The sequence below is a fragment of the Ruegeria sp. F5 genome (assembly GCF_056533845.1).
Genome location: NZ_JBQFOU010000020.1, coordinates 35,549 through 50,704 on the forward strand (window position 1 = coordinate 35,549; position 15,156 = coordinate 50,704).

15 protein-coding genes are annotated in these 15,156 nt (G+C 57.8%); 11 read left to right on the forward strand and 4 right to left on the reverse strand.

Annotated features, from left to right (window positions below; translation table 11 throughout):
* Positions 1-2 precede the first annotated feature (2 nt).
* Both ACR0K1_RS21580 and ACR0K1_RS21585 read right to left on the reverse strand, forming a co-directional pair.
* Positions 3-752, reverse strand: coding sequence for a hypothetical protein (locus ACR0K1_RS21580; protein WP_480617021.1), 750 nt, complete (start codon positions 750-752; stop codon positions 3-5).
* Positions 753-809: 57 nt separating this feature from the next.
* A complete protein-coding gene (locus ACR0K1_RS21585; protein WP_480617020.1) occupies positions 810-1,817 on the reverse strand; it encodes a Bug family tripartite tricarboxylate transporter substrate binding protein in 1,008 nt (335 codons plus the stop codon).
* 136 nt (positions 1,818-1,953) lie between these two features.
* On the opposite strand from ACR0K1_RS21585, the gene ACR0K1_RS21590 reads away from it, so the two are divergent.
* The 5 genes from ACR0K1_RS21590 (at position 1,954) to ACR0K1_RS21610 (ending at position 6,500) form a co-directional block, all read left to right on the forward strand.
* A complete protein-coding gene (locus ACR0K1_RS21590) occupies positions 1,954-3,042 on the forward strand; it encodes an isocitrate/isopropylmalate dehydrogenase family protein (RefSeq protein WP_480617019.1) in 1,089 nt (362 codons plus the stop codon).
* On the forward strand, positions 3,039-4,070 hold the full coding sequence (locus tag ACR0K1_RS21595) for a Gfo/Idh/MocA family protein (RefSeq protein ID WP_480851835.1): 1,032 nt from the start codon (positions 3,039-3,041) through the stop codon (positions 4,068-4,070). Before ACR0K1_RS21590 ends, ACR0K1_RS21595 begins: the two co-directional genes overlap by 4 nt.
* Positions 4,067-4,744 (forward strand): GntR family transcriptional regulator, encoded by a 678-nt coding sequence (locus ACR0K1_RS21600; protein ID WP_480617017.1) that lies wholly within the window; start codon positions 4,067-4,069, stop codon positions 4,742-4,744. Before ACR0K1_RS21595 ends, ACR0K1_RS21600 begins: the two co-directional genes overlap by 4 nt.
* A gap of 216 nt (positions 4,745-4,960) precedes the next feature.
* Positions 4,961-6,061 (forward strand): Acg family FMN-binding oxidoreductase, encoded by a 1,101-nt coding sequence (locus tag ACR0K1_RS21605; protein ID WP_480851836.1) that lies wholly within the window; start codon positions 4,961-4,963, stop codon positions 6,059-6,061.
* Entirely contained in the window at positions 6,051-6,500 is a 450-nt protein-coding gene (locus ACR0K1_RS21610) for a MarR family winged helix-turn-helix transcriptional regulator (RefSeq protein ID WP_480851837.1), read from the forward strand. The genes ACR0K1_RS21605 and ACR0K1_RS21610 overlap by 11 nt, the downstream gene beginning before the upstream one ends.
* A 37-nt stretch (positions 6,501-6,537) precedes the next feature.
* Here ACR0K1_RS21610 and ACR0K1_RS21615 read toward each other — a convergent pair whose 3' ends face one another.
* The gene (locus ACR0K1_RS21615; RefSeq protein WP_480851838.1) at positions 6,538-7,254 is read right to left on the reverse strand and encodes a hypothetical protein; all 717 of its coding nucleotides are present in this window, start codon (positions 7,252-7,254) and stop codon (positions 6,538-6,540) included.
* Between the two features lie 366 nt (positions 7,255-7,620).
* Between ACR0K1_RS21615 and ACR0K1_RS21620 the strand changes: the two genes are divergently transcribed.
* Positions 7,621-9,153 (forward strand): phospholipase D family protein, encoded by a 1,533-nt coding sequence (locus tag ACR0K1_RS21620; RefSeq protein WP_480851839.1) that lies wholly within the window; start codon positions 7,621-7,623, stop codon positions 9,151-9,153.
* 71 nt (positions 9,154-9,224) lie between these two features.
* Here ACR0K1_RS21620 and ACR0K1_RS21625 read toward each other — a convergent pair whose 3' ends face one another.
* Positions 9,225-10,136: a LysR family transcriptional regulator gene (locus ACR0K1_RS21625; protein ID WP_480851840.1), complete on the reverse strand. Its 912-nt coding sequence runs from the start codon at positions 10,134-10,136 to the stop codon at positions 9,225-9,227.
* 108 nt (positions 10,137-10,244) lie between these two features.
* Between ACR0K1_RS21625 and ACR0K1_RS21630 the strand changes: the two genes are divergently transcribed.
* The 5 genes from ACR0K1_RS21630 (at position 10,245) to ACR0K1_RS21650 (ending at position 14,812) form a co-directional block, all read left to right on the forward strand.
* Positions 10,245-11,021, forward strand: coding sequence for a CmcJ/NvfI family oxidoreductase (locus ACR0K1_RS21630; protein WP_480851841.1), 777 nt, complete (start codon positions 10,245-10,247; stop codon positions 11,019-11,021).
* 14 nt (positions 11,022-11,035) lie between these two features.
* Entirely contained in the window at positions 11,036-12,001 is a 966-nt protein-coding gene (locus ACR0K1_RS21635; RefSeq protein ID WP_480851842.1) for a TIGR03571 family LLM class oxidoreductase, read from the forward strand.
* 13 nt (positions 12,002-12,014) lie between these two features.
* Complete coding sequence (locus ACR0K1_RS21640) at positions 12,015-12,803, forward strand: SDR family NAD(P)-dependent oxidoreductase (RefSeq protein ID WP_480851843.1); 789 nt, start codon at positions 12,015-12,017, stop codon at positions 12,801-12,803.
* Positions 12,804-12,897: 94 nt separating this feature from the next.
* Positions 12,898-13,743 (forward strand): enoyl-CoA hydratase/isomerase family protein, encoded by an 846-nt coding sequence (locus ACR0K1_RS21645; protein WP_480851844.1) that lies wholly within the window; start codon positions 12,898-12,900, stop codon positions 13,741-13,743.
* Positions 13,744-13,825: 82 nt separating this feature from the next.
* Positions 13,826-14,812 (forward strand): zinc-dependent alcohol dehydrogenase family protein, encoded by a 987-nt coding sequence (locus tag ACR0K1_RS21650; protein WP_480851845.1) that lies wholly within the window; start codon positions 13,826-13,828, stop codon positions 14,810-14,812.
* The last annotated feature ends 344 nt before the right edge of the window (positions 14,813-15,156 follow it).

A 15,156-nucleotide genomic window follows, 5' to 3' on the forward strand; every position in this document is an offset into this window, starting at 1 on the left:
GGTCAGTCTTTCCATAGCGGACGAAGCGTCACGTAGTAGTGGTATTCGATTTGTTTGAAGATCAGCCCGCCGCGCGCGGGAACGTTTTGCCGGAAGACAAAGGCCATCGCGCAAACAAGGATGAGCGGTGCCAGCATCGCGACCAATGGAACGAACCGCAAAACGCGTTCGGAAGCCGCTTTGGTCAGCACCACAAGTGTCAGTGCGACCCATAAGGCCAATGTAAACCAATCATCACCATGTGCGTTCCAGTCCGCCTGCGCGGGAAAAACGGCAAACGCAAATAGTCCGGCAGAGACAACTGCGATACAGGCCACCAAAGCCCGCCGGGCATGGCCGCCGTAGTAGCCGTAGGTCAAAGCTGTAATCAGCAACCCCGAGCACAGTATGAAGTCCACCCGGGGCACCAGCCCGACGACATAGGCAAGCAGGATCAGGCCGATTGTTGAAACTCGATAGGCTTCCGATTTGTCCCATCCGATCCCCAGAGTGCTCAGCGCGTTTTGGGCTCCGCCCGAGCGGATCGAAATGGCCAGCAAAACGAAGGACAGGACAAGCAGTCCACCGAAGATGAACAACGGTACAATTGCAGCCGAGTTGTACCAGTCCGACCCGCTTACACCTGCGCGGTTTTCACCCCAAAGGGGGATGTCCAACGTCTTCCAAAGGAAAAAGACCGACACTGCTGTCAGAACAATCGCGGCCCAAAAGTCGCGCGCGCGCATGACCTGTGTTTCGTCAGGTTTGTCCATTGCCGCCCTCCTGCAGGAAAGGGCGCGATCAGGCGCGCCCTTTCAAAATTGATCGGATCAGGGCTTCTCGATACCCAGCGAGGCCGGATCGACCGTGGCAGCGCCCAGATCCTGCAGGGTATAGGCAAAGGTCGCCTCGAGGTTCGCAAACAGTTCCTGCGCCTCTTCGCCGTGCTGACCGCCGACATCGTAATTGTTTGCCGCGGCCCATTCGGCGACGGTGTCGGATGCTATCGCCTGCTCGAACGCATCGCCAAGCGCGGCCTTCACGTCATCTCCGGCGGAACTGTGAACGGCAAATCCGATGGCCTGTTTGAGCGGCAGATACTGATCGAGACCGTCATAGATGCCAAAGGCAGATGGCACCGTGGCTCCTGCGATTTGCGCATCTTCCGGCGTCAGCATCGCAAGCGGTTTCAGCTGACCGCCTTCGATCAAGGGGGCCTGTTCAGCCAGCGACGTTACAACCAGCGCAACCTCGCCCGCGATCGCCGCTTCCTGCCCCGGTGCCGAGCCTTTGTACGGAACAAACTTGAACTCCGCCCCGGACCCCTTTTCGATTGCGAGAAGGTTCAGGTGGTGGATAGACCCCGCCCCGGATGCCGCGGCTGGAATAGTGCCCGGGGCAGCCTTGGCGGCGTCGACCAGTTCTTCCAGCGTATTGTAAGGGCTGTCCGCCGGGACCGAGATCAGATCAGGCGATCCGCCGACAATAAACGGATACCAAAAATCAAATTTCTTGTCCCAGCCACCCTGCACTGCAGCGGTGACGTTCGACTCGGACAGGCCAACCAATGTATAGCCATCGTCTGGTTGGTTCATGACATAGACCATACCGTTGGAGCCTGCGACACCGCCTGTCTGGTTGATCACATTGATCGAAACCGGAAGGTGCTTTTCCATCTCGGCCATGATCATCCGGTTGATCGTGTCGGTGCCGCCACCGGCCCCCCAGACCACGGCTGTGGTGATATCCCGATAGGGGTAATCCTGCGCGGCAGCAGCCCCTGCAATCCCGGTCGCCATCACGGCCGCGGCCGCCAACCGCCCTAGCTTGAGTTTCATTTCCAAGTCCTCCCAAAACAACTTCGCGTTTCTTATTGCATTTATTTGCGTATACATTAAAGAATGCATTGTCAACGGACTGTAGTGAAAGCTGCGATCGCGCTATGAAGGCGAAACGGGAAGGAAGCGGGCGAAAATGAAAAAGACATACGATGTCGCAGTGTTCCACGGGGATGGAATCGGCCCTGAAATAATGGCCCCTACGCTTGAAATCCTGTGCCAGCTCTCCGGCAACAATCCCGGCTACGATCTGACGTTCATGGACGCACCGGCAGGCGCCTCGCACTACGCAAAAACCGGAGAATCGTTTCCTTTGGGATCCCTTGAAATGGCACGCAGGGCAGACGCGATACTGCTGTCTGCAATGGGATTGCCGGATGTGCGCTACCCGGACGGAACCGAGATTTCACCGCAGATCGACCTGCGAAAGCAGCTTGGCCTGTTTGCCGGCGTGCGTCCTGTAAAGGTAAGCAGCGGACAAACGACCCCCTTGTCGCTTCCGAACGGAAAAGAGGTCGACTTTGTCTTGATCCGCGAGAGCACGGAAGGTTTGTTTTTCACCCAAGGCACGGGTGAAGTCACGGAAGACGAGGCGCGGGAAACCCTTTTGATCACCCGCGAGGTCTCTGAAAAGCTATTCCGCTTCGCGTTTGAACTCGCCAACAACCGCAAGACTTCCGGGCGGGGACGGGGACGGGTTACATGTGTCGACAAAGCCAATGTGTTCCGCGCCTTTGCATTCTTCAGATCGATGTTTGACGCGGAAGCCGCCCGCCATCCCGAATTGCAGGCGGATCATGCCTATGTTGATGCCACCGCTTTGTGGATGGTCCAGAAGCCCTGGGAATTCGATGTTTTGGTGACCGAGAACATGTTCGGAGACATCCTGTCCGACCTTGGCGCGGGTCTTATGGGCGGTCTTGGACTGGCTCCATCCGCGGATATCGGGTTGAACCACGCTGTGTTCCAACCCTGCCACGGCTCTGCTCCGGACATTGCGGGACAGGGGATTGCCAACCCCTTTGCGATGATCCTGTCTGCGGCAATGATGCTTGAGTGGTTGGGTTTGACCCATGATCATCCAGACCTGTCCAAGGACGGCGCACGGTTGCGCGAGGCCGTGGAAAAGGTGACGACAAATGGCCACAACCTGACGCGCGACCTGGGGGGCACGGCCGGAACGCAGGACGCGGCTTCATCAGTGTTGGAAGCGTTGCGAGCATGACTACTGAACAAACCATAAGAGTCGCCTGTGTGGGTGCGGGATATTTCAGCAGGTTTCACTACGAAAGCTGGTCCCGAATGCCCGGCGCCGTTCCGGTGGCATCCTGCAACCGTGATATCAACAAGGCGAAAGAAACAGGACTGACGGCTTATGATGATCTGTCGACAATGCTGGAGGTGGAAAAACCGGATCTCGTGGACATCATCCTTCCACCCGTGGCACAGGCTGACGCCATCCGAACGGTACTGCACGCAGGCATCAAGTGGCTGATCTGTCAAAAACCGTTCTGCAAATCTCTGGACGAAGCTGAGAAGATCGCGTCAGAGGCTGAAACCGCCGGGGCAACTATCATTGTGCATGAGAATTTTCGCTTTCAACCCTGGTATCGCGCAATCAAAGAGGCACTGGCCGAGGGTCGGATTGGAACACCTCTGCAAGCGACATTCCGGCTTCGGCCCGGCGACGGACAGGGGCCGCATGCCTATCTTGACCGCCAACCGTACTTTCAGGATATGCCGCGTTTCCTTGTTCACGAAACGGCGGTTCACTGGGTAGATACGTTCAGGTTTTTGTTCGGTGCGCCCAGCGCCGTTTACGCGGACCTGCGTCAAGTGAACCCCGTGATCGCGGGCGAAGACGCAGGCTACATCCTGTTTGACCACCCCAACGGTTTGAAAACCCTGTTCGATGGGAACAGATGCCTTGACCACAGCGCGGAAGACCTGCGCCAAACCATGGGCGAGGCACTTATCGAAGGAACGGAAGGATCGCTGGTTCTGAACGGTGACGGTTCCGTAGAACTCCGCGCTTTTGGAAAACAGGCGCGACAGCAGATTCTGCCTGCAAGCGATCATGATGGATTTGGCGGAGATTGCGTCCACGCCTTGCAAAGTCACGTTGTTTCAGGCCTTCTACGGGGCACGCCGCTGGAAAACACGGCCCGCGATTATTTGGACGTGATCCGCATCGAAGAGAAGATCTATCTTTCGGCTGCGGAGGGACGAAAGATCAAGCTGGAGACGCCGTGAAGGATCAGGACACCAAATCTCTTTCAAATACACAGCGCGCTGTCAGGGACTTGCGGCGGATGATCCTGTCCGGCGAGCTTGCGGCCGGGACCGACCATCTGGAATCGGAACTCGCCGAAACTCTGGGCATGTCCCGCACCCCGATACGGGAAGCTGCGCTGATGTTGGAAAGCAAGGGGTTGCTGGAAATGCGGCCCCGCAAAGGTGTGCGGATACTGCCCGTTTCATCGGACGACATGCGCGAAATCTACGACATACTCACGGAACTCGAAAGCCTTGCCGCGCAGCGCGCCGCCGAAGCGGGGTATTCAGAAGATGAACTGGCGGTACTTGCCGGATCAATCGAACGAATGGATCAAGCCATCGAAACCGAAGACCTGGAAGCCTGGGCCGAGGCCGATGAGCTCTTTCATCAGGAACTCGTCCGGTTGGGCGGTAACAAACGGGTCGAAGCGATTGTCGCGATGATGAGCGACCAGGTACGCCGCGCGCGCGCAACGACGCTGTTCATCAGACCCCTGCCCGTCAAATCCAATGAAGATCACCGCGTCGTTTTCCAGGCGATCAGGGAAGGCCGACCGGATGTCGCCCGTGAACGCCATCGCGAACACAGGCTGCAAGCCAAGGCCATGCTTTGCGGGATACTCGAAAAGCATCGATTAAATAGCCTCTGATTTTTTCGTACCCTATCTTTAAGCCGTAGAAATAACAGCTTATTTTCGACCTCTTCGGTATCCCCAATACGTGTCGGAAGCGGGCACCCGCGAAGGGCGCCCGGCTGTTTTGATTTTCGTTTCTCCGCGTCACTCAAACACTCAAAACACCCATAGGGGTTGATTTAGTACGATTTCGCATTATTTAGTACGATATCGTACTAATGGAGATTCAAGATGCCGAACAGAAGACGTTTTCTCAAAATTCTGGGCGGAGGCACAATTCTGGCGGCAACGGGCGCGGTTGGGTTCCTCTCGACCCGTACGCCCCATCGCGCCCTGGCTCCCTGGACGCCAAAACCCTATGACGACCCGCGCAAAACCGCGTTGTCTTACGCAATTCTCGCCCCCAACCCGCACAACCTGCAACCTTGGCTGGTCGAGTTGGCCGGGCAGGACAAGCTGCGCATCCACCGTGACACTGATCGCGAGCTTCCCGAAACCGATCCGTTCCATCGCCAGCTTTATATTGGCCTCGGCGCCTTTGTTGAGACGATGGTCCTGGCAGCTGGTGCTCAGGGATTTGATACCAAACTCACATTGCTGCCGGAAGGGGATGACGGGCCTGTTGCTGAGGCAGTGCTTGTACCGGGTGGCGCACCCGACCCGCTCGCGGCTCAAATCCTCAACCGGCATTCCAACAAGGAACCGTACAAAGAACAGCGCCTCTCGGCCGCCGAAATGTCTGCGCTTGGCAACTATGCCACCCTGATTACCGACGACGATTTGGTGGTCCGTATTCGAGACCTGACAAAACGTGCCTTTGAGATCGAAATGCGTACACCGCAGACCCTTAAGGAATCCGTCGATCTGATGCGCATCGGCAAGGCGGAAATCAACGCCAATCCGGACGGGATCGAACTGCGCGATCCCATACTGGAAACGCTTCGACTTACCGGTTTTCTGGACAATGAGACCCTGATGAACGTCGATCACCCGGGCACTCAGTCACATATGCGCGGTTACTTCGCCATGCTGGACGCAACGCCACATTATGCCGTCCTCACGACCGCCACCAACACGCGAAAGGATCAGCTTGATGCCGGGCGCCGGTTGATGCGCTTCTACCTGAAAACAACCGAAATGGGCCTGGGCGTTCATCCGGTCAGTCAGGCCCTTCAGGAATATCCCGAGATGGCAGAGGAATACGCTCTGGCACATGAGCTTCTTGCCTCGCCCGGCCACACAGTGCAAATGTTGCTGCGTTTGGGGTATGGGCCCGAACCAATTGCCACACCCCGCTGGCCGCTGGAGACACGAATTCTGAATGACGTCTGAAGACGAGACCAAGGAAGTTTACCGGTTCTTCACCGAGGTCGGGATCATCAATCAGCTGATCTCGACCAAGCTTGAAGCGTTCTTGCCTGGCAGAATGACGGCAACCCAATTTGGCATATTGGGCCATTTGGTCCGGCGCCCCGAGGGGGAAACTCCGCTGCAGCTTTCGAACGCGTTTCAAGTGCCCAAAACGTCGATGACGCATATGCTCGCCAGCCTTGAAAATCATGCGCTGATCACCCTTGAGGCCAACCCCAGGGACAAGCGCTCAAAAATTGCCCGGTCGACCCCGCAAGGCGCGGAGTTTCTGAACGCTTGCATGGGGCAGATGTCGCAAGCCCTTGGTCCGGTTTTGTCCGAACTTGGGCCCGGTCCATTTCACAATTCGCTGCCTGATCTGACGCTCATACGCGAAGCCTTGGACAGCGAACGGGACTAGGCAAAACCAGCCTCAGTCGCAACACGAGGCCAAATTTTCAGAACATCATGCAATCTGCGCCCGGGGGCAGCGGCGGTGATCCTGCGGGCAAGGTGGGCGTATAGTCGAATGTCACAATCTTCGCGCCACCGTCGAAGGCCACGAACAGTTGGTTGGATCCCGGTCTGATGGCGATGCCTTCCGGGTCGGTTCCGAACTGCAGCAAGCTTTGCTGGGCAAGCAGCCGGCCATCTGCGGTGAATTCGTACAGGCTGTTTGACCCTTCCCAGTCATCAACAATCAGCATGTGGCCGGTACGCGGATCGATCGCGATGCCCTGCGCCTCACTTAACGGAGGAGACAGTTTCATGGTATCCAACCTCGCCGTCAGAACACCCTCTGAGGTGAACCAGGACAACCGTTCGGGGTCATCCTCTACGGTCACGATCTGCCCCTTGGCGTTGATCGCGATCCCTTCGGTGTCTGCGAAGCCACCTTCCAGTTCAAAAGGTGCGCCCAGGCGCGATCCGTCCTTGGTGACACGTTGAAGACGGCCAAGACCATCGCCCAGCAACAAGTGATCCCCTTCAACGGCAACTGCCTTGATCCGGAAGAGATCGCTGGATATGCGGCGCAACTCATCCCCTTGTAAGGTAACAAGAATTGCCTCGGGCCCCTCGTTTGCGATCCACAACCCGCAAAACGTCGGGTCGTAGTCGAGACTTGCGGGCTGATTGAGCGCGTAGCGCCCGGTTTCGCGAAGCTGCAATGCCATGGCCGGGGCAGACGCGGCGCAGATCAGTAAGGCTATGGTCCTCGCAAACACTGGGGATGCTCCTGAAATCTGCATCAGAAAGGTGGGTCGGTATCGCGACGGGTCAAGCACCTGAACTCCTTGAAACAGAGAGCATCCCTTTAACTGACCCGAGAGGTCTGGAACGCGGAAACTGGCTGCAAACCGTGTGGTTCTGCCAGAGTACGTTTGAATTGGGGTTGCGTCAAAATCGCGAACCGACAGCGCGGCGGGTGTGGAGTTTGCGAAATCACCACTGAGATACGAAACAACCCAAGGCTTCATAGAACAAACTTGCATTCGCGTGCTTGCGCGTAGTCACCTAGGGCACGGGGTTGGAGGACGCCTATGGTGCGATGGAAATTCGTGGTTTGTGTCTGGTGCGCGCTGGCTGTTGCCGCTTGCGCCCCTAAAACCCGCACCTATGAAAAGACGGTATCATCTGCGCTGCCGGCCCATTCTGGCACATCGCTGGGTCAGGCGGCCAACCGTCTTGGGGACCCCAAAGACGGTCGGTCAGGCGTCAGGCTGATCAGTGATGGCGAAGAAGCGCTTGTCTCACGGCTGTTGATGGCCGCTGCGGCCGAGCGGACTATAGATGCGCAATACTACCTTCTGCACGACGACCCCACCGGCCACCTTTTCGCAGCCAGTCTTTTGCAGGCCGCAGATCGGGGTGTTCGTGTCCGGCTGTTGCTGGATGACATGGATACGTCCGGCTATGACGCGATGACGGCAGCATTGGACAATCACGAAAACATTGAAATCAGGCTGTTCAATCCGTTCTGGCGGGACCAAAGCCTGTTGATTGCGGGTCTGACGGATTTCAAACGCATCAATCGCAGAATGCACAACAAGTCCATGACCGCAGACAACGTATTCACGATTGTGGGCGGGCGAAACATCGGTGCCGAGTATTTTCTGGCCCGTGAAGAAATGAACTATGCCGATCTGGATGTGCTGGCCGCAGGCCCCGTTGTACGCGAAGTATCGCATAGCTTTGACGCCTACTGGAACAGCGAGTTCGCCGTTCCGGCGCGCGTGGTCGTTGGTGAACCCGAAGACTTTGACCTTGGCGATGAGCGAAGCAGGCTGAATGAACTGGTCGAGGACGCGAAACAAACGCAGTACGGCACGGCCCTCAGAAAGTCGGCACAAGAGAACTTTGCCGACGGTGCCCTGTCACTGGATTGGCTTCCAGCGAAACTTTATGCTGATCCGCCTTCAAAAGCCGCCGGTCTTGGGGATTCAGACCCCATTCTTGCATCTCAACTGCTTCCGTATTTTGAGAATGCCAGCAGCGAAGTGAATATCGTGTCCGCCTATTTCGTACCGCGCAACAACGGTGTGAAATGGCTGACCGAACTGGAGGCACGCGGCGTCGACGTAAAAGTCGTGACCAATTCGCTGGCATCCAACGACGTCGCACCCGTTTACGCGCATTACGCCAAGAAACGGCGGGCACTTCTGCGCGGTGGAGTAGAACTCTACGAACTGCGGCCCGACGCGTATCAAGTGCAACGTCGCGGTATCAACTGGGCTGAGTCCAGATCGGGCCTGCACTCCAAGGCGTTCGCGGTCGATGACCGATACCTGTTCGTGGGATCGTTCAACTGGGACCCGCGGTCCGTCAACATCAACACCGAGATGGGAATACTGATCGACTCGCCGGCATTGACCGCACAGACCATGGGTGCGTTGGATGACGCGCTACCGGCATACACTTACCACGTAACGCTGGAACAAGCTGGTCAGCTTAAATGGACGACCAGAGGCGATGATGGCACCATTCTTGAATATCAATCCGAGCCGACAGGATCGACCTGGGATCACATCGTTGCCGGGTTTCTAAGCATTTTACCAATCGGATCTCAGCTTTAAGGATTCTGAGGAATACTTGGGCGGCTTGTCACCCCGCTTGGGAAGCGCTCCCCCGCGCGGTTTCTCTTCGGTCACATTCCCCAAGGTGGCTTTGCGCCGATCTCTGCGATCAGAAAGTCGATGAACACCCGCACCTTGGGGGATAGCACATTGGACTTGGGATAGATCAGCCACAGGACATTGCCTTTCTCGGCCTCAAAACTCGGCAGAACCCGTGTCAGACGGCCTGATTTCAGTTGATCATGCACGCTCCATAACGCGTTCAGGGAAATACCGGCCCCGGCCAGCGTGGCTTGGACCTGGCTTTGGCCGTCGTCGATAATCAACTGACCCCTGGCCCCTGCAGGGTCGAAAACCGCCGTCTCGCCTGAAGGTCCGGTCAGTGGGCGGGGTTGGCGATTTTGGAAGGCGATCAAATGGTGATTTGCCAGATCAGCGGGGGTTTCAGGTGTCCCGTAGATTTCCAGATAGCGCGGGGCGGCACACAGGATACGCCGGTCATCGGCCAGCTTTCGGCCCTTCAGGCTGGTGTCGAACAGTGGCGCGTTTCTGAGTGCAAGGTCGTAGCTTCCTTCAATAAGGTCGAACTGCACATCCGACAGGCGCAGATCGAGCGTAAGGTCGGGGTGATTTTGCAGAAACTTCGGCAGGATCGGCGCGATGTAGAGCTGCGCAAAAGTGCTGGGCGCGGCGACCCGCAAAGTGCCCTTGATCGATGTGGTCTGCTTGCCAAGGGCCGCAAGTGCGGCCTCTTCCTGCGCGATAATCTCGCGGGCGAAGGGCAGGAAATCGGCACCTTCGACAGACAGCGACACTTTGCGCGTCGTGCGGTGCAAGAGTTCGGACCCCAGATTCTGTTCCAGCTTGGCAAGCTTTGCACTCGAAACGGCCGGGGCCATGTCCAAGGCACGCCCTGCCCCGCTGATATTCAGCATTTCCGCCGCCTTCACGAACAATCGGAGCGCGTCTGTGTCTAGGCCCATTATATGTGAAACCCGAATTATGAACCCACTATCCGGCAGTTTATCTGCAATTCGTTTGAAGTTACATCCCTATTCATGACCGCAACAGAGCCTATGCAAGAGGGGCAAATGACACGGACGGCCACAGTCAACTACCATGTTCACAAGCCCTACAGGCAAGCCTTTGAACTGGATGCAGGCGGGATTGCGGGGAACCTGATTTCCCCCGAACTGGCCCCGGCATCCGTTGCGCTGGCAGACAACCGTGCGACGACCGCGTCGGTCTCGTTTGCATCTGATGCTGTCGAATTCACGTCGCTGGCAACGCAGGTCCGGGACTTTTCAGGTGACGCCTGGCAACAGACATATGATGCGGAACTGACAGCGTTGCTTCGGCGCAGGCTGGGTGTGGGCGAGGTTGTGATTTTTGATCACACCGTTCGGATGGACGACCCTGATGCGACGCGCAAACCTGCGCGTAACGTGCACAGCGACTACAGCAAGGACGGGGCCGAGCGACGCCTTGTCGATCTGTTGGGGGCCGAGACTGCGGCTGAATGGGCGCAAGGTCACTATGCCTTTGTCAATGTCTGGCGCCCTGTGGGTGAGACAATCAATTCAGCGCCCCTTGGCTTTGTCCGCCCGTCGTCTGTTGATCCGTCCGACTGGATTCTGCTGGACCTGATCTATCCCGACCGCAAGGGACAAATCATGGGGCTGGTGGGCAATCCCGAGCATGAGTGGATCTATCAATCCAGGATGACACCGGACGAGGTCGCGATCTTCAACATCTATGACAATCACGGCCTGCCGTCGATCGCGCATAGCGCGCTCGATATGGTCGAGGATCCAGACCTCACCACTATTCGCAAAAGCGTCGAGAGCCGCACTTTGGTGCGCTACTAAAGGGGGCCCGAGACATGTTGGATGAAATGCAGCCCGCTGAGTTTACTCAGATCAACCTGGCCTATAACCGGGTGTTTCGTCCCGGGCGGCTGAGCCTTGGCCTTGTGTTGCCGCTCGAAACATACGCCGTTGGCGCCGCACCGACGCTGCAGGATCATCTGGACGCGGCGCGGCGGGCCGAGGACCTTGGGTTTGCGGCCCTTTGGTTGCGCGATGTGCCCTTCAATGTCCCCAGCTTCGGGGATCCCGGACAGGTTTTCGATCCGTTTGTCTATCTGGGTGCGCTGGCAACAGCGACAAACCGGATTGCGCTTGGAACATCCAGCGTGATCCTGCCACTGCGCCACCCGGCACATGTCGCCAAGGCGGCAGCGACGGCAGATGTGCTCTCGGGCGGGCGGTTGCTGTTGGGCGTTGCCTCCGGTGATCGGCCCGAAGAGTATCCGGCGATGAACCACAGCTATGATGACCGCGGGGCGCGGTTCCGCGACAGCATTGACTATATCCGCGCGGTTGAATCGGACTATCCCAGGCATGAAAGTGCGCAGGGCACACTGTCCGGCGGGATGGACCTGTTGCCAAAGCCGCATGGCGCGCGCCTGCCGGTGCTCATCACCGGGGGTAGCCAGCAAACACCCGATTGGGTGGCGCAGAACGGAGACGGCTGGATGACTTATCCGCGCAACGCGGCGGCTCAGGGCCAGGTCATCGCGGAGTACCGGCGGCGTGTGAAAGAGGCGGGTCAACCGGACAAGCCTGTCATGCAATCGCTTTACGTCGATGTCGCTGCTGATCCCGCCGCACCTCCGCACCCGATCCACCTTGGGTTTCAGTCCGGCACCGATTTCCTGCGCAGCTATCTGCGTGAAATAGAAACGCTCGGGGTCAATCACGTCGCCCTGAACCTACGGTTCAATCAGGCTCCCATCGATGCAACCCTCGAACATCTGGCGGACACTGTGCTGCCCGACTTTTCCTAGAAGGAACAGATATATGACCAAAACCATCCTCATTACAGGTTCCACCGACGGCATTGGCTTGCTCACGGCGCAGAAACTGGCAGTCGACGGGCACAAAGTGCTTTTGCATGGTCGCAGTTTGCCGAAATTGGAAAGCGCGGCCGCCGCCGTCGGCGGCGATGTCGAAACCTATGCCGCCGATCTCAGCGATCTGTCGGCGGTTCGGGAACTGGCCGAAAGCGTAGCGGCCAATCATGACCGACTGGATGTGCTGATCAACAACGCAGGGGTGCTGAAAGCCCCGCAAACCGTGCTTGCGAACGGGCAGGACATCCGCTTTGTGGTCAACACGCTTGCGCCATATCTGCTGACCGAATTGCTGCTGCCGATCATCCCCGCCGACGGGCGCGTTGTGAACCTGTCATCCGCGGCTCAGGCCCCGGTCAACATAAAGGCCATGCAGGGCAATGTGCCGCTGGCGGATATGGACGCTTACGCCCAAAGCAAGCTGGCGATCACCATCTGGACCCGCGAATGGGTAAAATCGCACTCCGATTTGCCGGTGATGGTTGCGGTAAATCCCGGATCCCTTCTGGCTTCGAAAATGGTGCAAGAGGGTTTTGGCGTTGCCGGGAACGACGTGAACATTGGCGCCGATATTTTGATCGATGCGGCCCTGGGCGAACGGTTCGCCGGCGCGTCAGGTGCCTATTTCGACAATGACAGCGGCGCTTTTGCGAACCCGCATGCCGCTGCACTGGATGAAAGCCACGTTGCCGAGGTCATGGGCACCATCAAAGGCCTGATCGGCCAGACCGGCTGACCCACACGGCGCGACAGCGCCATATACATCCACCTTTACCTCTTCCCACCCCCGCACGCCTGCCGCGTTTTGGGGCCCAAGAAAGGACTGCCTGATGAAATACGAAAACTCTCAAACCTTTGACGTAGCTGTGGAAAACGGCATCGCCACGGTGACGTTCAACTTTGGCGCCGTGAACGTGCAGGGCCAGGAAATGCTGGCCGATCTCAACAGTCTGGCCATGCGGCTGGAGCGGGACCGCGACACCAAGGTCGTGATCTTTCAATCCGCCAATCCGGAGATTTGGGTCTGCCACTACGACACCGATCTGCTCAAGGACATGTCGACCGAGCCGGTATCCCGCGAGGATGCGCAGCTTCTGGACCTGCAATCGGTATGCGAACGGATCAGCAAAGTGCCACAGGCCACCATCGCAAAGCTCGAAGGGTTTGCGCGCGGCGGCGGGCACGAATTGGCCCTGGCGCTCGACATGCGCTTTGCCGCGCGGGGCAAGTACAAATTCATGCAGATGGAGGTCGGCATGGGCATCCTGCCCTGCGGCGGCGGCGCCTCGCGCATGGCGCGCCAGACCGGTCTGGGCAAAGCGCTTGAGATCATCCTGAGCGCGCAAGACTACGATGCGGATAATGCAGAGCGTCTGGGCACCATCAACAAGGCCCTGGAGCCGGATGAAATTGGCCCATATGTGACGGCGTTGGCCGAACGGATCGCAAAATTCCCGTCCGAGTCGATCAATGCCTGCAAGCAGATGGTCTACGAATCCATCGACAAACCCATTGATGAGGCGCTGAAGGCCGAAGCCTATTGGCTGTATCAGGCCACCAGCAAGACACCGGCGGTCAAACGTTTCCAAATCGCGGATGACCAAGGCCTGGAACACGACATCGAAAACCAGCGCAACTGGAGCGATCTGGTGATGCAGGTGCAGGACATCAACTGAACTACTCCCAACCCAATGATCTCGTCAGGTGCGCGTTGCTGCCACGCGCCCCTGCCGCGATGTCACAAAAAGGAATACCCCAATGAAAGCAATGGTACTGAACGCCTACGGCCCCGACGCGCCGTTCGAGCTTACCGAAATGCCCGACCCGGTCGCAACATCCGGGCATGTGGTCGTCAAAGTGGCCGCGACCAGCGTCAACACAGTCGACACAATGATCCGGAACATGGGCGCGGACCTGTCCCTGTCCCCCGCATTGCCCGCCCTGCTTGGCATGGACTTTGCCGGCACGGTCGTCGCAATCGGCGACGGCGTGACAGGTTTTGCCATAGGCGATGAGGTGTATGGCTGCGCCGGTGGTTTGATGGACCTGCCGGGCACTCTGGCAGAATTTATCAACGCGGATGCCCGCCTGATTGCGCACAAACCCAAGACGCTGAGCATGCGCGAAGCCGCTGCCTTGCCTCTCGTCGGTATAACCGCCTACGAAGGCCTGACCCGCGCCGGAGTTGGCGAAGGGCAGACCGTGCTGGTTCAGGGTGGCGCCGGCGGTGTTGGCCATGTCGCCGTTCAAATCGCGCGCCATCTTGGCGCCACCGTGTCCGCAACAGGTCGCGGTGCGGATCAGATGGCCCTGCTCGAAGGTCTCGGCGCGCGTCCCCTGGATTTCACAACACAAAAAGTCGAGGACTATGTGGCCGCGCATACCGGTGGTGTTGGCTTCGATATGGTGTTCGACAGCGTGGGCGGGCCGAATATGACGAACTCGTTCGAAGCCGCCAGGCTCAATGGCCATGTCGCCTCGACGGTTGCAATGGTCGAGATCGACTTGACGCCCGTGCATTTCAAAGGCCTGTCCCTGCACGTCGTCTTCATGCTGATCCCAATGATTCACGATGTCGGGCGGCAAACCCATGGCGACATCCTGAAAAAAATGGCGCACATGGCGGATGCGGGAGAGCTGAAACCAATTGTGGACAAACAGCAGTTTGGGTGGACCAGTGCCGACGCAGCTTACAGCCACCTAGTGAATGGATCCGCAGTCGGGAAAGTAGTCATAGACCTGTGATTTGATCACGCGGAGGTTGGTGCGCAATTGATGATCTTGCGCACCAACGCAGCGTCTTGATGATGTGTTTCACTGGCTGTGGAGTGGTCGAAAAGGCCGCTGTAGAGACGCGCATAACGCTGCGTTCCAGTCACTGATTTTATTCATGAAATTCAAGAGTACTCGCCCATAACTTTGCGCGACGTTTGCGCATAATTTTGCACGATTTGCCCAAAAGCCTGCACTCCGAGTCGAAAGCACTCTGACTTCTGTCGTTAGGTGCTCGCAAAACTGACCCAAAGCCAGCGACTTACAGCTATAAGTACATCTAAGCTAGCAAGCTTCAACACTTGGTTGCGGAAAGT

Bases quoted from the DNA above. Each gene is read 5' to 3' on its own strand.
- ACR0K1_RS21620 (WP_480851839.1), top strand. From the start codon at position 7,621: ATGGTGCGATGGAAATTCGTGGTTTGTGTCTGGTGCGCGCTGGCTGTT.
- ACR0K1_RS21610 (WP_480851837.1), top strand. From the start codon at position 6,051: ATGACGTCTGAAGACGAGACCAAGGAAGTTTACCGGTTCTTCACCGAG.
- ACR0K1_RS21630 (WP_480851841.1), top strand. From the start codon at position 10,245: ATGACACGGACGGCCACAGTCAACTACCATGTTCACAAGCCCTACAGG.
- ACR0K1_RS21635 (WP_480851842.1), top strand. From the start codon at position 11,036: ATGTTGGATGAAATGCAGCCCGCTGAGTTTACTCAGATCAACCTGGCC.
- ACR0K1_RS21650 (WP_480851845.1), top strand. From the start codon at position 13,826: ATGAAAGCAATGGTACTGAACGCCTACGGCCCCGACGCGCCGTTCGAG.
- ACR0K1_RS21585 (WP_480617020.1), bottom strand. From the start codon at position 1,817: ATGAAACTCAAGCTAGGGCGGTTGGCGGCCGCGGCCGTGATGGCGACC.
- ACR0K1_RS21615 (WP_480851838.1), bottom strand. From the start codon at position 7,254: ATGGCATTGCAGCTTCGCGAAACCGGGCGCTACGCGCTCAATCAGCCC.
- ACR0K1_RS21605 (WP_480851836.1), top strand. From the start codon at position 4,961: ATGCCGAACAGAAGACGTTTTCTCAAAATTCTGGGCGGAGGCACAATT.
- ACR0K1_RS21590 (WP_480617019.1), top strand. From the start codon at position 1,954: ATGAAAAAGACATACGATGTCGCAGTGTTCCACGGGGATGGAATCGGC.
- ACR0K1_RS21640 (WP_480851843.1), top strand. From the start codon at position 12,015: ATGACCAAAACCATCCTCATTACAGGTTCCACCGACGGCATTGGCTTG.
- ACR0K1_RS21580 (WP_480617021.1), bottom strand. From the start codon at position 752: ATGGACAAACCTGACGAAACACAGGTCATGCGCGCGCGCGACTTTTGG.
- ACR0K1_RS21595 (WP_480851835.1), top strand. From the start codon at position 3,039: ATGACTACTGAACAAACCATAAGAGTCGCCTGTGTGGGTGCGGGATAT.
- ACR0K1_RS21625 (WP_480851840.1), bottom strand. From the start codon at position 10,136: ATGGGCCTAGACACAGACGCGCTCCGATTGTTCGTGAAGGCGGCGGAA.
- ACR0K1_RS21645 (WP_480851844.1), top strand. From the start codon at position 12,898: ATGAAATACGAAAACTCTCAAACCTTTGACGTAGCTGTGGAAAACGGC.